Origin of the sequence: Flavobacterium cryophilum, assembly GCF_048286555.1 — a bacterium.
Taxonomy (GTDB): domain Bacteria; phylum Bacteroidota; class Bacteroidia; order Flavobacteriales; family Flavobacteriaceae; genus Flavobacterium.
Genome location: NZ_JBLVPZ010000001.1, coordinates 672,010 through 687,874 on the forward strand (window position 1 = coordinate 672,010; position 15,865 = coordinate 687,874).

The window sequence follows — 15,865 nt, forward strand, 5'->3', positions numbered from 1 at the left end:
AATGGTTTTTTTTGAATCCGCTTCCATTACTATTGTGCATAAAAAAAGCTCCAATCTCTATTGAAGCTTTTATGATAAAATGTTGAAGTATTATCTTATAATTAATTTTCTCGTTGCAGAGGCCTCTTTTTCATTGATCTTTATAATATAGACGCCTGATGTGAGATTAGAGACATTAAGCTCTCTAGAACTAAGCATTGTTTGAAGCACTTTTTTGCCTAAGACATCAAAGATAATGATTTCTTTATCGAAGTCATTTTTTGAAGTAATGTAGACTTTACCATTACTCACAGGGTTCGGATACAAGCTTAAACCTTCAATTACGACGGTTTCTTGTGTTTTTGGTTGTTGCTTAGTTTCCTGAGCATTCATGCTCATAGAGAATAAAAAAACCAATAAAGTGATACTATAAAAGTAGTTTTTTGCCATTGGATTAGTTTGAATAGTAAATATACAAAAAATAATTCAAAAAGCATACCAAAAAAAAACATCCTGATTTTCAGTAGACTACCCCAAAAAGGTAGATACTATTCGGGGGAAACCAGAAAGCGCAAACCAAAATGGAATTAAGGCATAAATTTGATTTGAATTTACTTTTAAGTCAAACCAATATGGCACGAAGTACATTTTATTATTACCAAAAGTAAATCCACTAATAATATCAAGTGATCAAAGAATTGATAAGATCCATTTATCACAAACATAAAGGTCGCTGCGGGTACAGGAGGATAACAGATGAATTAAACAATAAAGGAATCAACCATAAAAACGTTTTTAGATTAATGAAATTATTAAGATTATAGAGTTTAATTAGAGTTAAAAAATACAAATTATATTAAGGGGAACAAGGTAAAATAGCTCCAAATCTTTTAAAGAGGAATTTTACAACGGCAGCTCCAAATCAAAAATGGGCAACCGATATAACCGAATTTAATATCTCTGGAAAGAAATTGTATTTATCTCCTATTATTGACTTATTCAATCAAGAAATAATTAGTTATGAATTGACGGAAAGACCTGTATTTAATCAAGTAGTTATGATGCTTAAAAAAGCATTTAAAAAAATACCAATAACAGTAATCTGACCTTACACTCAGATCAAGGCTGGCAATATCAAATGAAACAAGATCAATACTTGTTAAAAGAAAAAGGAATTAAACAAAGTATGTCCAGAAAGGGCAATAGTTTAGATAATGCTATGATAGAAAATTTCTTTGGAATATTAAAATCAGAACTTTTTTACATACAAAAATTTGCAAGTTTAGAAGAACTAAAACGGGAAATTAAGCAATATATAAACTATTACAATAGCGTAAGAATTAAATCAAATTTAAATAAAATGAGCCCGATACAATATCGAGCTCATTATTATCAAAATTAATTATGAATTTGTCTATACTGGGTAATGGAATTCTATTTTTTTAATAATTCCAATCCGTCAATAATTGACCATAGTCCAGAAGTAAGTACAGCACCAGTTGTCGTTGTGCTTACAGTGTAATTTCCAACTGGAAATGCAACGGCGAAAGCAGTTCCTACTCCGGCAGACTGAGAAGTACCATCATTAATTTTTACATTTAATAATTTTATCTTTCCACCTGTGACCTGATTGGTATTTGTAGTTGCATCTTGAATTCTAACAGCAGTTGAACCTACAGTTGTATATCCAGAAATTAAAACATTAGAGTATTCACCATTACCTTCTTTTTTGAATTGAATAGCATCATATTCAGCAGCTGAAGATCCTCCTTCTGTAACAGTTCCAGCAGCTCTTGTTAAAGTAATATTGGTAATCTTTGGTCCAAAGGCATTATTGACTGATTTAGCTTCAATCTCCATACCATAATTCCCTGTTGCAACTTGGTAAGCATACCAATTTGTGTTTTCTTGACCTCTCCAGCCATCTTGCCAGTCAAAAGAGTCATCAAAATTACCATAAGAGATAAGATTTTTAGCACTTACTGTACCTCCGTAAAATTCAAATCCATCGTCAGCACCTTTGTAAGCAACTAAGTTTTCTAAAACAGTTCCAGATCCTACTGAGTAAAATGAAAATCCATTTAACTCACTAGTGTTATCAGTAAGCTTTTTTCCAGCATATTCTACTCGTACGTATTTTAAAGAACCTCCGTTGTGTGTAGCGTTTACTCCACCGTATGGTAAGTTGTTTCCATCTTCAGATGTGGCAGTACTAACACCATTAGCACCTACAATGGGAGCATCCCCAAACATAATAATGCCACCCCATGAACCTGCAGTTTTAGAAGCTTCTGTAAATACAATTGGTAACGCAGCAGTACCATTTAAGAAAAGTTTCCCTCCGTTTTCCACTAGTAAAGCATCAGCTGTTCCGTCAGCTATAGTTGCTGTAATCGTCGAACCTGCATCTATAGTTAAAGACCCACCACTTTTAATTTTCACTGTTCCTTGTATAGTGTAATTTCCTGATGGATAAGTTTTTGCGGTTGTTATATCACCTGAAATAGTTCCTGTAGCTATTGGTTGCGTAGTGATTTCCTCGTTATCGGAAGAACAACTTCCTAAAAATAAAGCTACTACTGATAAGCTTAATACTAATTTTTTCATTTTGTTACTTTTTGTTTGTTGTGAGTATTTTTTACAAATTTACTTGCATAAAGTGTAATAGAGGTTAAGTTAATATTATACTACCATTGCTAAAATTTGAACTTAAAGTAAATTTTATGTAAAGACTGTTGGGCTATTGTAATTAAAAAAAGCAAGGCTGTCATAATTGACAGCCTTGCTTTTTTTAAAAAGTATATGATAAGTTAAGCGAGAATCCCCGTCCTCTTTTAAAACTTTCCAATAATAGGGAACTTTCATTTATGATAAATTTATTGTCCTTGCCCAATTCCATTTTATATAGTGGATTTAAAAGATTATCAACGGCAAATTTAAGATCAATATTTTTGCTAATTTTACTAGACCATACAAAGTCTAACTTATGGAACGGTTTTTCATAGATATTGTCCATACCTGCTGATCCTACAGCAAAAATTCTTGGACCATATACACCGTACACTAATGAAATGGAGTTTTTCATGGTTTCATTAAATTCAAAATCATATTTCAAATCTGAATTGATGATCCACTCTGAAGCTCCCTGTAGCTTTCTATTTGAGTTGTTCTCTAATGAACTGCCTCCAAAATTTACTTTTACATCAGTTTTCATTAATGAAGTGTTCATTCCAAAAGATAAATCTGATAATAATGGTGATAAACGTTCTAATTGCAATAGCAATTCAATTTCTGCGCCATATAAAAAAGCTTCTTTAGAGTTTTGATACGTCATCAATTGTCCACTACCTCCTGCTCCAGCAATAAAAACTCTTTCAATAGGATTTTGGAGTTGTTTTGCAAATAATCCTGCCGCAATGATTTCGTTATTTTTTGGAAACAATTCATACTTCATATCGAAGTTGAAATTATCACTATTTTTTAAGTTTGGATTACCCAATATTGATTTTCCATCTGGACTTACATATTGAATAGGTAATAATTCCATTGTTACAGGTCTGGTTATTGTTTTAGAACCATTAAAACGCAAATTGCTACTTTCTGTTAAAGCATATTTTGCATTAATCGAGGGTAGTACATCTAATTTTTGGTCTTTAATCTTTTGATATGGTCCATTGATAATTTGACCAATATTTCTGTAACTAATTAACCGGTCTGAATTTTCGACTCTAATTCCTCCATTGATTTCAAATTTGTCACCAATATTGTAAAGTAAGTTAACATAGCTTGCATTAACTAATTGATTTAGTTTTACTTTATAATCAGCATTTGATTCTTCACGAACAGCTATGATTCCATTATTGACGTCATCACCAATAAATTGATCAATAATATTCAAAGGTGCTGTATAATTTTTGTTGACAGAACGTAATCCTGAGAAAATACGGTAAGTAGATCTTAAGTCATTTTCGAAAACATTATATCCTACAGTTATGCGATTGGATTTTCCGTTTTCTTTCTCATTAAACTTAAAATTATACTCTAATAAGCCGGAGAAGTAGTAATTCCCTTTGATGTCTAAATACTGCCTGTTTAAATGATTTCCACCATAAGAAGTATTAATTTCAGTTTCAGAAATTTTTTCGCCAATAATAAATTTACGATCCGGTTGCTCATAAGCAGTTTTTACAAAAGACCCACCTACTTTAAGTGAATGTTTTTCATCCGAAGTTAGTTTTACATTTCCTAAAAGTTGGGTATTCAAATAATCAGATTGATCAAATTGGTTTGTTCTGATTAAAATGTTAGGATTAGTTGATTGATTGTTTGTATACCCTAATTGATCCTGGATCTTGCTATCAGTGGAACGTAGGTAAAACGAGGTTAATCCGATGTCAAAACGTTTAGCTTTATAATTTATTCCAATTAAAGCTGAAGCTGCTGTTTGGTAGCTGTAGCTTTCTTTGTTCAAATTGTTATCGTAATCTCCAGCTCCTAAAATAAAAGTACGGTCTACTCCCTTGCGGATTATGTATTTATTCTCCGCATTCAACGAAAGTGTATAGTTTAATTTTGCATCATTGTTTAAAGTGAATTTTTCGGCATGTATAAAACCAATACTTGTATTTAATGGGCTTGATGTTTTATCTACATTCCAAGTATTGTTTTTGTAAGCATCATTATATCCAGTAGGAGTTAATTTTTTACCTGTTGGAACATTTCCAAATTCATTACTTAATTGACGGTCTTGACCATTCAGTCCGAAAAAGCCTTTACTATTGTTTGCATCACTATGAATTAAAAAATCAGAACCGTTATTTGCAGTAGTAAAACCAGTACCAATGTTAATTTTAGTAATGCTTTTTGATTGTACAGTTTCAATGTTTACAGTAGCTCCGGCAAAATCTCCAGAAATATTAGGATTAAAAGTTTTATAAACATTTAAAACTCCTACGATATCCGTCGGGAAAAGATCTAATGGAATTATTTTGGTAAACGGACTATTTGAAGGTGCTTGCAGGTCATTTATTAAAAGATTATTATATCTGTCCTCAAGTCCCCTTACAAACAAACCTCTAGATTCCACTTTAGAGATTCCCGTAATTTTTGTTAAACCTTCCTCAACATCACTAACTCCTTTACGAGCCATTTCCTGTGCTCCAATACTTTGCTTGAAGACAACTGCGTTTTTTTGGTCTAATAAAAGAGCTGTTTCCTTTTCTCTGCTTGCTGTATTTTTTATGATAACATCTTCTAGTTTGTAGCTTCCGGAACCTAACGCCTTGTTTACGGTTACGGTTTCATTAGCAGTAACTGTTACTGGAATCTCTTCTGATTCATAACCCACAAAACTAAGTTGTAAAGTATAGCTTCCAGGCAATATTGTTATGGTATATTTACCATCAATATCAGTATTAGTTCCTATGTTTGTTCCTTTAATAAGAACGTTAGCAAAAGGTAATGACTGATTATTATCATCTTTGTCTGTTAACATTCCAGTAATCGTTCCTTTGCTCTGTGAAAAAGAAATAGCTGTTATTAATAACGTGAAAAATAGTAACTTGAATTTCATTTGGTTTTAATTTTTTGCAAAGTAACGTCTGAAATGTAAAATGTAAGTTACTGGCTTGTTATGGTTATGTTTTGTTTTAGGTCTTAAAACCACTCCAATATTAAATTACGGTTAACACCATTTGAAAACCCCATTTATCATTACATTTACATTTCAAAAACAATTCTTGCCGCTTTATGAAGAAAAAAAACACAAAGATTCTATTAGTAGATGATGAACCGGATATTTTGGAAATTGTAGGGTACAACCTTTCTCAAGAGGGGTATCAAATCGTTACAGCTGCAAATGGGAAAGAGGCAATAGCGAAAGCTAAAAAAGAACTGCCAGACCTTATTATAATGGATGTAATGATGCCGGAAATGGATGGAATGGAAGCTTGCGAAAACATTAGAAAGATTCCTGAACTCAGTAATGTAATCATCGCTTTTTTGACAGCCAGAAGTGAAGATTATTCTCAAGTTGCAGGCTTTGACGCTGGTGCCGATGATTACATCACAAAACCAATTAAACCTAAGTTATTAGTCAGTAAAGTAAAAGCACTATTACGCCGAGTAAAAGAAAAAGAACAAAACAGCGAAACACTCAACGTAGGCGGCATCGAAATAAATCGTGAAGAATATAAAATCGTAAAAGATAATATTGAAATTGCATTGCCAAGAAAAGAGTTTGAATTATTCTATTTGTTGGCTTCAAAGCCTGGAAAAGTATTCAAACGAGATGAAATTCTGGACAAAGTCTGGGGAAATGAAGTAGTTGTCGGTGGAAGAACGATTGATGTTCACATTAGAAAGCTGAGAGAAAAAATTGGAGAGGAATTGTTTAAAACAATAAAAGGAGTGGGCTATAAGTTTGAAGTATAAATGACAATAAATTTTAAAAAAACATATCGTTTTGCCGTAAAGTCAGCGCTTTATATTACCCTATTTTCTACCGGATTAGTTGGTTTTCTCACGTATTCATTTTTTACTTTCTCTTATCGATTTTGTTTAATTTTCGCGATTTCGATTGCTGCGTTTTCATTTATTGTCATACAATATCGAGTGGAGCGCTTTATCTATAAAAAAGTAAAAAAAATATACGATGACGTTTCTTTGCTAGAGTCAAGCTCTTTTAGAAACCAACCCATTACAACAGATATGGCAACGCTCACACGCGAAGTGAAAAAGTTTGCCACCGATAAAAAGTTAGAAATCGAAACTTTAAAAGTTCGGGAAGAATACAGGAGAGAGTTTCTTGGGAATGTCTCTCATGAACTCAAAACCCCATTATTTATGGTTCAAGGGTTTTTGTCAACCCTGCTCGACGGAGCCATGAGTGATAAAACAATCCGAAAAAAATATTTAGAGCGTGCCGAAAAAGGAGTAGAACGATTGATTTATATCGTTCAAGATTTAGACATGATTTCTAAACTAGAAATTGGAGATCTGAACTTGGAAATTACCGAATTCGATATTGTCAAATTAGTTCAAAATGTCTTTGATTTGCTCGAAATGAAAGCTTCCAAAAAAGATATCTTGCTGATGTTTGATATGAAATACAATAAGCCCATTATAGTGGTTGGGGATCAGGAAAAAATCCAACAAGTAGTAATGAATCTTGTCGTAAATTCAATCAAATACGGAAAAGTAAAAGGATCTACAGAAGTAAGTATCGAAGATTTGACAGCCGAAAAAGTCCTTGTTCGCATCACGGATAATGGAGAAGGAATAGAGAAAAAAAATATCTCAAGACTTTTTGAGCGTTTTTACCGAGTTGATAAAAGCGGGGCAAGAACCGAAGGTGGTTCAGGTTTGGGTCTATCTATAGTAAAACATATTATTGAAGCGCATGATGAAAAAATTTATGTAGACAGTACGTTTGGCGTGGGTTCTGAATTCTCTTTCACACTTGAAAAAATAAAAACAATTAAGAAGACAACATAAAACCAACGTTTAATAATGCGCTAAAAACTGATTCAAACGAATCAGTTTTTTTATTTCGCTAAAACAAAGTTTGGTTATTTGTCAAAAACCTGGAACAAATTGGCCCATTCAATTCTAGAATCTAATCTCGGCAATCCTTTGTATTCCTCAATCTCTAAGATGTTTTCCATTTTAAAAGCATCTTGTGTTGCGTAAGGAACCAGACCTTCTTTTTTCATTTTTTTGGCTAAATATTCTTGTTCATATTGTCCAGGTGTTGGAATAAAAAAAGCTTTCTTTCGCAGTTGCGCCAGATCCATGATGGTAGTGTAACCCGAACGGCAGAGGACCATTTCACTTTTGTTAAAAGCCTCTTCCAGTTCTATTGAATTCATGTAGTTGTAATAGGTAACATTTCCAATTGTTGTGATTTTTTGTTTCTCTTCAATAATTCCTTCAATGAAAATTACAGTACCGCTGTATTTAACAATTTCAAGTTTTAAATGTTTTTCTAACATACCGCGTTGAGGTTCAGGACCAGAAAGAATTACCAGTAAATCATATTTTTTTGGCAACAATTTCTTCTGCAGTCTGCTCAAAGGACCAATATATTGTGCCTTGAGATTTGGATTGTCAACATGGCCTAGTTTGCCTGTTAAATTTGGAGTTCCAGCTAGATCAGGAACCCAACATGCGGTGTATTTTTTTATGATAGACTGATGTACTTTACTCGTAAACCAAGTGGTATTTCCTGTCATCACATTTAATTGATGGGTAATAAACACCGATGGGATTTTCTTGCTGAACACGCCCAGTCTGTTATCAGAAATAACACCATCTATCGCATAATTTTCAATCCAATTTTGAATTATTTTTTTTTCTTCCAGAATGGCTCTAATCATTTTTGGACCATTCTTAATTAATTTCCATTTAAAATTGGCTCCATTTGTAGCATATTCAATCTGGTAGGAGGGCAGTTCTAAGGTTTGGAGATCGGGAAACTCTTTTCGGAGTAATTCAAGAGCAACACCATCGGAAGCAATTATTGGGATGTAGTTGTTCTCTTTTAAAGCCCTAATTATTGGTATGCAACGTGTGGCATGACCTAAGCCCCAATTTAATGGTGCTATTAATATAGTCTTTTGTTTCGATTTCAGTTCCATGTGCGATAAATAGGTTCGTTGTTTTTAAGTTGAAAGTTAGGCAATGAACCCGTTTCGCATATTTCTAAGGCATTACCAAACCATTAAATTATTCCGTTAAAAATAAGCCCTCAGTTGAACATTTCCAGTATGAATTGCTTGATTATTTTCACTTTTTCGTCCTTGATAATTGAAATTAATGTCTAAAAATTGTGTAATGTTTTTTTGCAAAAGCAATCTCCAAGTCAAGTTTTGACCCGTTTGTAAGCCTTCGAGCATTTGAAACCCAACCGAAGAAAATTCATTTCCTTCAAATTTGTTTTGGTAAAAAGAAACCTCTCCATTCAGCGTTATTTTTTTATCACTGGCATAGGAAAAGGCGGTTCCAAAACGGTTTTGCAGTAATGTTTCGAAAATTCCAGTTTGGTTCTCTTTGCTTTGTAATTCATAAAAGAGATCCCAACTGGTGTTTTTAGAGAATAAATAACTGATTTTTGGGGCTAATTGATATCCATTAATAGCGTAATTTTTCTCCGGGAAGTTCTCCGATTGAATAGTGGTTTGGATTGTTTTGGCAAAAAAACCGAACAACCAGCTTGTTTGGTATAAATGACCATATTGCAATTGATGCGAACTGTTTGTCGCTTCTTGTGAACCTATCGACAATAAGTTTTTTGTTTTATTCTGTAGATACGAATAGGTAACCGAATTGTTTTGTTTCCCTCGATTGTAAAATAAACTATTTCTTAAGCTTGAGTTAAGTCCCAGCACATTTTCATTGGAACCGCTAAACGGATTGAATTCAAAATTATCTCCGTCACTTCTCGTTTTTCGGTCGATTATAAAGGCAGTTTGATTGTAGAAATAGGAAAGTAATTTTTTTATTCCTTTCTCATTTTGCCATTGATTTGGGTTTAAGGTCAGGGATTGGGAGAACTTATTCTGATGTGTTTTTATATAAATCCGATTGGGTAAAAAGACACGGATGAATTTTGCCTGATCGATAAATGGAGCGACTTCAAACTCCTGTAATTCTTGGATTTCATTGCCGTTGTAATCATTCCAAGTGTAGACTCCCTGGCCTGCGGAAACTTCCAAATATGTAAATTCCTGCTGCGGAATGGTTCCGGAATTTGTTTCGTAAACCGTGGTGCTTTGAATTAACTGATTGAAAAAACGATCCATGTACACTATTCTGGAATTTAATGTAGATTCCCTTCTTCTTGCTGCATCCACAAAGTCCAAGATTCTATAATTGGCATAAATTGACAAATCACTTTTATTGGTTTGTATCAATTTAGACTTCAGCATCAATGTTTGGGAAGAATTCACCCGCTGAATCAAACCATTTTGTAAGCTGTCATTGGTTCTTCTTAGATATCCTAATTCTACAAAAACTTTAGTGCTGTCACCTCTTCCGGTGAAAATACCATACTCTGTAAATTTTTGGCTTAACGCCGAAAACAGATTGGTCGTTTTGTCTTTTTCCTGATTATCTTCTAATCGTAAGCTTGAACCAACCCAATTTTTATCAAAATGAAAACGAATTTGAGAGTGGTTTCTTAAAAATTGAGAGGATGAAACACTGCCGTCGCTTTTTAGGAAGCTGCCTTGGTTTTGAAAGGTCCATTTCATTGTTTGAAATAAACCATTTAAAATATGTCTGCTTCCTGAAAAATTTTCGGAGAAATCTAGTTTCTCAAACTGATACAACAACAGTCCTTTTGCAGTAGATTTTGGTTCTGGATTTAAATTCAATTGCAAGCCGGAAACTAATAAACTTTGATTTCCTACAGCAGCGGTTCCTAAATTCCAGTCTCTGTCAAATTCTATAGTATACAGCCGTTCCACAGATCTGAAATCTTTTTGTATAAATTGATAATTTGCAAAAGCATCAACGTTCCATTTTCTTGAAAAGAGACGTTGCCTCGCATTGATTTTTCCCGCCAAGCCCTGATTATTGGCATCATCAAGAGATGAAAATAAATTTTGATCATTGTTGCTTAGGCCAATTTCAAAATTGACAGCCGTTTTTTCGGTGGGTTTATACATTCCCAAAAAGGTGGCAACTTGAATTTTTGTTGGTGCAATGAGCTGAATTATGGGTTCGTAATTTCCTTGAGGAATATTGTTTATGGGTGCTATATATTCATAAACCCGGGTAATGGTTGCGGAATTTGTCACGATATAATTTCCATTATTGGTGCCTACCAAAGTGAATCGGACATTGAATAATTCCTGTTGAGCGTCATTTGAGTATTCGAATATTTCTACGGCGTTAAACACCGTTTTTCGATACAGCACTTTGTTACCGGAATACGAATCAACAGACGCAGAAGGCGCGGTCATTAAATCCGGATTGTCTCCTGAACTTATTAATATCTGGGCTTGTTCCTGTGATAAATTTTGTTGCAGCGGCTGGTTTTTTAAGTCGTTTTCCGAATATAAATACCCTCCAAAACTCCATTTTTCATTTTCATGTGTTGCACCGGCATAAGTTACAAAGCGGGTATAATTTCGATCGGAGTATTGATATTCAATGGCAATCCGCATTTCGGAAGTAATTGTAAAAAGCGGCGTAAATATAATTTCACCGGCGTTGTAATCTATCGTATAGTCATTGTTTTCGCCACGTTTTAATAAAATACCATTTACATACACCCGTTCTGAACCGGAAACGACGAGCACATATAGTTCTCCATTTTGTCCTTTTAATTTGTATGGACCTTGATTGCCTTCTTGTCCCACAAAATTACTTTTGGCATATTGCCCTCTAACTAATGCCGCTGATGCAAAGACATTTGTTTTGTTTTCTTCGGTTCCAAAGTTAAAATTTGTTGCCAGTCCCTGTACTTTTTTATTGAAATTTAGGAATTGTGTCTTTCTGTTTTCCAGAAAAATATCTCCTGCTCGAATGTTCCATTGGTCACTGAATAACTCTATAAAAACATTGTCAAACTGATCCAGTTTTTGAGAATAGCCCCCGTCCTGCAATGGAATATTGCTGTCCTGGATGGAGGCTCTTAAGCTTACTTTTTCAGAAATTTTTCCTGTGATTTGTAAATCTAAATTAGAATTCAAAACCGCATTTTGATTGTTTCCTATAGTAATGCCGCGGGTAATGCTTCCCGAAGTATTTAAACCGTCAAACGGCACATTTTTCACTAGGTTTTTCTCTTCAATTTTATATAAATTCCCATTTGCGGCTTCATTACTGACGACTTTGCTAGAGTCATAAATGCGGTATTCCTTAGTCAGTATTTCAGGAAATTTAAGATAGTGTATCGTAAGTGAATCGGAGTTGAATGAGCTGCTTTCTTTTATAAGTAAGGTCCCTTTTTTGAAATCTATCTTAAATAAAGTGGTGTCAATGGATTTGCCTTTGGCGTCAAGCAATTTGATAAAACTGGAATTAAGACTTTCTTTTTCGATGTAAATGGTGTCGCGAGAAAAAAGAATTTTTTTGGTTTTGTACAGCGAATTAATTTCCTGAGCGTGGAGCCCAGAAAAACAGCATAATACAATCCAAAAAAGTAATTTTTTTAACATAAATACTATAACTCGAAAGCACCAAAAGTAGTATTTATAATTCGATAATGTGTCCATCCAAAAAGTCTCGGAATAGTTTGATCGAAATGTCGTGATTTTTGGCTTGATTGTATGTTTTAGAAAAGTAAAAAAAAAGGAGAATCAACTGTATTGACTCTCCTTTATAGACTGTTGAATTATTTTTAAACTTCTTTAGTGATTACTTGCATGGTTTCGCGGCTGACTTGTTTTAATAAAACAATTTTGTTTTCTTCGACCGTTTGCGTAGCGGTGTCGTTGAAATGTCGGATTGTATATAAGGTTACATTTTCGTTAAATTCAACTTTGAATTTTTTCGATAAAAGGGCATTCAATGCTTTAAAAGTATCAAATTTATCTTCTACACATACGGAGAAACTAATTGCAGAATTCTGAATTAAGTTTACTTTTATTTTAAATTGGTGAAACAATGCAAAAATCTCACTGATATTTTCTTCCATAATGAAAGAGAAATCTATTGAGGAAAGCGAAATTAAAAGTTGGTTTCTTTTAACAATAAAACAAGGCAGATACGGTTCTAAATCGACACCTTTAGAAACACTTGTTCCTTTCAATAATGGGTTTATAAATGATTTCACATACAAAGGAATTTCTTTTTTCTGTAAAGGCTGCAGCGTTTTTGGGTGAATAACGGTTGCACCGTAAAAAGCTAATTCAATAGCTTCGCGATACGAAATTTGATTTAATAAACTGGCATTTTCAAAATATCTTGGGTCGGCATTCATTACCCCGGGAACATCTTTCCAGATGGTCACGCTTTCGGCATTCAAGCAATACGCAAAAATTGCAGCGGTATAATCAGAACCTTCACGACCTAAAGTAGTGGTAAAATTATTCTCATCAGAGCCCAGGAAACCTTGCGTGATGTTTAGTATTTTGCGTTTTACGTTTTTGGCAATATTTTTCTGTGTCAATTCCCAATCTACTTCCGCATCTCTATAATTGGCGTCTGTTTTTATGAAATTACGCACATCCAGCCATTGCGTTTTTATGCCCATGAAATTCATGAAATGACTCAAAATAGTTGTCGAAATTAATTCACCATAACTTACAATTTGGTCGTAAACAAAATTATAATTAGGAGATTTATTGTGTGTCAAAAAATATTCTAAATCAGAAAATTGATTATTTACAGCAGCGAAAACTTCATTTTTTTCATCCTCAAATAAATCCATCAAAATTTGATTGTGGTATTTTTTTACTTCTTGAACTGATGAATTTAATTCGGCTGATTTGTCGAAATAATTTTTTATCACGATCTCTAATGCATTTGTCGTTTTTCCCATTGCAGAAACGACCAACAATACATCCTCGTAACCCACTTTTTGTAAAACGTCATATACGTTTTTAATTCCTGCGGCATCTTTTACAGAAGCTCCTCCAAATTTGAATATTCTCATAGTTTTAAACAAAAATTGTTCTTTATTTTAATTTTTCTTCCACGAAATGGTTGATTCCTATTTCGTCCATTTGTACCACATACCAATCTCGAAGCACTTTTGCACCTGATTTTTCGTAGAATTCGATTGCTGGTGTATTCCAGTCCAATACATTCCACTCCACTCTTCGAACCTGATCTTTTTTCGCTTGTTTTAAAACTTCAGAATACAACGCATATCCAAGTCCGGTTCCACGCATTTTGTCTTTTACTACTAAATCCTCTAAATGAATTGTTTTTCCTTTCCAAGTTGAAAAGCGGTAATACCATAATGCGATACCTACTATTTGCTTCGCCTGTTCGGTATCGCTCGTGTCATCATCCACTTCGGCCACAAAAACATGAAATAAAGGAACAGGACCAAAACCATCCCGAATTAAATCGTCAACAGTTACAAGAACAGCATTTGGCTCTTTTTCAAATTCAGCTAATTCTTGAATAAGGCCTAAAACGGCTTGCATGTCTTGCGGATTTCCTCTTCTAATATTCATAAATTTTTATTTTAATGGTTCAAAAATGCAATAAAATTGCATTTTTACGTATTAATTTTGTGGTTTATTCAGCAAATATACAATACTGGTAAACTAAGTAAATTTTATTCAAATCATTTTCACAAAAAAAACGATATTTGTGACTTCAAATTAACTACATCGATTTCGTAATGGAAGAACGCAACAAAACACTAGGAGAATTTATCATTGAAAATCAAAACGCTTTTCAATATTCGTCAGGCGAATTATCCCGAATCATTAACTCAATCCGATTGGCGGCCAAAGTAGTCAATTATAAAGTAAACAAAGCAGGATTAGTTGACATAGTTGGGGCAGCCGGAGAGCAGAACATACAAGGTGAAGATCAGCAAAAACTGGATGTTTATGCCAATGAAGTTTTCATTCAAACTTTAATCAATCGTGAAATTGTTTGTGGTATTGCCTCTGAAGAGAATGATGATTTCATCACCGTAGAAGGTAGTGATAACAGCCATAATAATAAGTACGTAGTGCTAATGGATCCGCTTGACGGTTCATCAAATATTGATGTAAATGTTTCAGTTGGAACTATATTTTCGGTTTACAGAAGAATTACTCCAATAGGAACTCCAGTTACCCTGGAAGATTTTTTACAGCCAGGAATTAACCAGGTTGCAGCGGGATATGTTATTTACGGAACCTCGACGATGTTAGTCTACACTACGGGACATGGAGTAAACGGTTTTACGTTAAATCCAGCCATTGGAACCTTTTATTTATCGCATCCAAAAATGAAATTCCCTTCTGACGGTCATATTTATAGTATTAACGAGGGAAATTATGTTCATTTTCCACAAGGAGTGAAAAATTATATAAAATATTGTCAGTTAGAAGAAGGAGACAGACCTTATACTTCAAGATATATAGGAAGTCTCGTTTCAGATATACATAGAAATATGATTAAAGGAGGGATTTATTTATATCCTACGAGTTCCAAAGCGCCAAAAGGAAAATTACGTTTGTTATATGAATGCAATCCGTTAGCTTTTATTGCGGAACAGGCGGGAGGAAAAGCTTCGAATGGATTTAACAGAATCATGGAAATTGAACCGACAGAATTACATGAAAGGGTGCCGTTCTTTTGCGGAAGCTACAACATGGTAGAAAAAGCGGAAGAATTTATGCATAATGCGGAATTAAGTAAATATTAGTTTTCAAGTGTACAAAAAAAGCTCCCAGATTTTCTGGGAGCTTTTTGTGTGTTTTAGAATTACTTATTCATGTTTTGCATTTCAAAAAGGAAAGTATCTAAATCTACTTTTCTATCTACTAATTTAAGTGCTTTATGTATAATGTAATCTACATTTTCAGCATTAAAGCCTAGTGCTACTCCAATTTTTCTTAATAATAATTCTTGTTTGTCTCCTAAATGATGATCAACATGAACCATTCTCGCTAAATCAAACAGACGCTCTAATCTTTGCTCATGTAAATAAGGAGGGTTTATGGGATATTTTAATGGGTTTTCCAGAATTTCTTCATATTCTGCAGTAGAAATTTCTAACCTGACAGCCAGTTTGTCTAAAAACAGTTTCTCTTCAGGAGCAAACTTATCATCTGCAAGTGCTACACGAACAATAGCTGAAAAATGACCTTTATTTCTTTGTTTGAATTCGCTATCAAATAAATCTGAAAATGACATAAATATTATTTTTTTTATCTTACAAAGATAAATCTATTTTTAAATTAATAATTTTTATTTTTTTATATTTTTT

General features: G+C 33.6%; 14 protein-coding genes. 6 read left to right on the plus strand and 8 right to left on the minus strand.

The features are described from left to right. Nucleotides 1-90 precede the first annotated feature (90 nt). Entirely contained in the window at nt 91-429 is a 339-nt protein-coding gene (locus ACNQGJ_RS03035; RefSeq protein ID WP_417970201.1) for a T9SS type A sorting domain-containing protein, read from the minus strand. 236 nt (nt 430-665) lie between these two features. Between ACNQGJ_RS03035 and ACNQGJ_RS03040 the strand changes: the two genes are divergently transcribed. The 3 genes from ACNQGJ_RS03040 to ACNQGJ_RS03050 are packed head-to-tail and all read left to right on the plus strand — an operon-like array spanning nt 666 to nt 1,381. After that, on the plus strand, nt 666-803 hold the full coding sequence (locus ACNQGJ_RS03040; protein WP_417970199.1) for an IS3 family transposase: 138 nt from the start codon (nt 666-668) through the stop codon (nt 801-803). Nucleotides 804-854: 51 nt separating this feature from the next. Then, the gene (locus ACNQGJ_RS03045; RefSeq protein WP_417971353.1) at nt 855-1,085 is read left to right on the plus strand and encodes a DDE-type integrase/transposase/recombinase; all 231 of its coding nucleotides are present in this window, start codon (nt 855-857) and stop codon (nt 1,083-1,085) included. Between the two features lie 32 nt (nt 1,086-1,117). Further along, nucleotides 1,118-1,381, plus strand: coding sequence for a transposase (locus ACNQGJ_RS03050; protein ID WP_417970197.1), 264 nt, complete (start codon nt 1,118-1,120; stop codon nt 1,379-1,381). A gap of 32 nt (nt 1,382-1,413) precedes the next feature. Here ACNQGJ_RS03050 and ACNQGJ_RS03055 read toward each other — a convergent pair whose 3' ends face one another. Both ACNQGJ_RS03055 and ACNQGJ_RS03060 read right to left on the minus strand, forming a co-directional pair. Continuing rightward, nucleotides 1,414-2,586: a hypothetical protein gene (locus ACNQGJ_RS03055; protein WP_417970195.1), complete on the minus strand. Its 1,173-nt coding sequence runs from the start codon at nt 2,584-2,586 to the stop codon at nt 1,414-1,416. A 184-nt stretch (nt 2,587-2,770) separates the two neighbouring features. Continuing rightward, the gene (locus tag ACNQGJ_RS03060; RefSeq protein WP_417970193.1) at nt 2,771-5,551 is read right to left on the minus strand and encodes a TonB-dependent receptor; all 2,781 of its coding nucleotides are present in this window, start codon (nt 5,549-5,551) and stop codon (nt 2,771-2,773) included. Nucleotides 5,552-5,727: 176 nt separating this feature from the next. Between ACNQGJ_RS03060 and ACNQGJ_RS03065 the strand changes: the two genes are divergently transcribed. Further along, nucleotides 5,728-6,411, plus strand: coding sequence for a response regulator transcription factor (locus ACNQGJ_RS03065; protein ID WP_417970191.1), 684 nt, complete (start codon nt 5,728-5,730; stop codon nt 6,409-6,411). Next, nucleotides 6,412-7,473: a sensor histidine kinase gene (locus tag ACNQGJ_RS03070; protein WP_417970189.1), complete on the plus strand. Its 1,062-nt coding sequence runs from the start codon at nt 6,412-6,414 to the stop codon at nt 7,471-7,473. Nucleotides 7,474-7,547: 74 nt separating this feature from the next. On the opposite strand, the gene ACNQGJ_RS03075 is transcribed toward ACNQGJ_RS03070, so the two are convergent. The 4 genes from ACNQGJ_RS03075 to ACNQGJ_RS03090 all read right to left on the minus strand — a co-directional run bounded on the left by ACNQGJ_RS03075 (nt 7,548) and on the right by ACNQGJ_RS03090 (nt 14,111). Continuing rightward, nucleotides 7,548-8,615, minus strand: coding sequence for a glycosyltransferase (locus ACNQGJ_RS03075; protein WP_417970187.1), 1,068 nt, complete (start codon nt 8,613-8,615; stop codon nt 7,548-7,550). 96 nt (nt 8,616-8,711) lie between these two features. After that, nucleotides 8,712-12,143, minus strand: coding sequence for a hypothetical protein (locus ACNQGJ_RS03080; protein ID WP_417970185.1), 3,432 nt, complete (start codon nt 12,141-12,143; stop codon nt 8,712-8,714). A gap of 182 nt (nt 12,144-12,325) precedes the next feature. Next, nucleotides 12,326-13,582 carry an aspartate kinase gene (locus ACNQGJ_RS03085; RefSeq protein ID WP_417970183.1) on the minus strand — a complete coding sequence of 419 codons (1,257 nt, stop codon included), beginning with the start codon at nt 13,580-13,582 and terminating at the stop codon, nt 12,326-12,328. A gap of 22 nt (nt 13,583-13,604) precedes the next feature. Next, entirely contained in the window at nt 13,605-14,111 is a 507-nt protein-coding gene (locus ACNQGJ_RS03090; RefSeq protein ID WP_417970181.1) for a GNAT family N-acetyltransferase, read from the minus strand. Between the two features lie 170 nt (nt 14,112-14,281). Here ACNQGJ_RS03090 and fbp point away from each other — a divergent pair, with 170 nt between their 5' ends. Then, nucleotides 14,282-15,301: a class 1 fructose-bisphosphatase gene (gene fbp, locus ACNQGJ_RS03095; RefSeq protein ID WP_417970179.1), complete on the plus strand. Its 1,020-nt coding sequence runs from the start codon at nt 14,282-14,284 to the stop codon at nt 15,299-15,301. A 59-nt stretch (nt 15,302-15,360) separates the two neighbouring features. Here the strand turns inward: fbp and ACNQGJ_RS03100 are convergent, their stop codons facing one another. Continuing rightward, the gene (locus ACNQGJ_RS03100; RefSeq protein WP_417970177.1) at nt 15,361-15,792 is read right to left on the minus strand and encodes a tellurite resistance TerB family protein; all 432 of its coding nucleotides are present in this window, start codon (nt 15,790-15,792) and stop codon (nt 15,361-15,363) included. Nucleotides 15,793-15,865: the final 73 nt, after the last annotated feature.

Bases quoted from the DNA above. Each gene is read 5' to 3' on its own strand.
- ACNQGJ_RS03075 (WP_417970187.1), bottom strand. From the start codon at position 8,615: ATGGAACTGAAATCGAAACAAAAGACTATATTAATAGCACCATTAAAT.
- ACNQGJ_RS03060 (WP_417970193.1), bottom strand. From the start codon at position 5,551: ATGAAATTCAAGTTACTATTTTTCACGTTATTAATAACAGCTATTTCT.
- ACNQGJ_RS03080 (WP_417970185.1), bottom strand. From the start codon at position 12,143: ATGTTAAAAAAATTACTTTTTTGGATTGTATTATGCTGTTTTTCTGGG.
- ACNQGJ_RS03070 (WP_417970189.1), top strand. From the start codon at position 6,412: ATGACAATAAATTTTAAAAAAACATATCGTTTTGCCGTAAAGTCAGCG.
- ACNQGJ_RS03065 (WP_417970191.1), top strand. From the start codon at position 5,728: ATGAAGAAAAAAAACACAAAGATTCTATTAGTAGATGATGAACCGGAT.
- fbp (WP_417970179.1), top strand. From the start codon at position 14,282: ATGGAAGAACGCAACAAAACACTAGGAGAATTTATCATTGAAAATCAA.
- ACNQGJ_RS03100 (WP_417970177.1), bottom strand. From the start codon at position 15,792: ATGTCATTTTCAGATTTATTTGATAGCGAATTCAAACAAAGAAATAAA.
- ACNQGJ_RS03035 (WP_417970201.1), bottom strand. From the start codon at position 429: ATGGCAAAAAACTACTTTTATAGTATCACTTTATTGGTTTTTTTATTC.
- ACNQGJ_RS03055 (WP_417970195.1), bottom strand. From the start codon at position 2,586: ATGAAAAAATTAGTATTAAGCTTATCAGTAGTAGCTTTATTTTTAGGA.
- ACNQGJ_RS03090 (WP_417970181.1), bottom strand. From the start codon at position 14,111: ATGAATATTAGAAGAGGAAATCCGCAAGACATGCAAGCCGTTTTAGGC.
- ACNQGJ_RS03050 (WP_417970197.1), top strand. From the start codon at position 1,118: ATGAAACAAGATCAATACTTGTTAAAAGAAAAAGGAATTAAACAAAGT.
- ACNQGJ_RS03085 (WP_417970183.1), bottom strand. From the start codon at position 13,582: ATGAGAATATTCAAATTTGGAGGAGCTTCTGTAAAAGATGCCGCAGGA.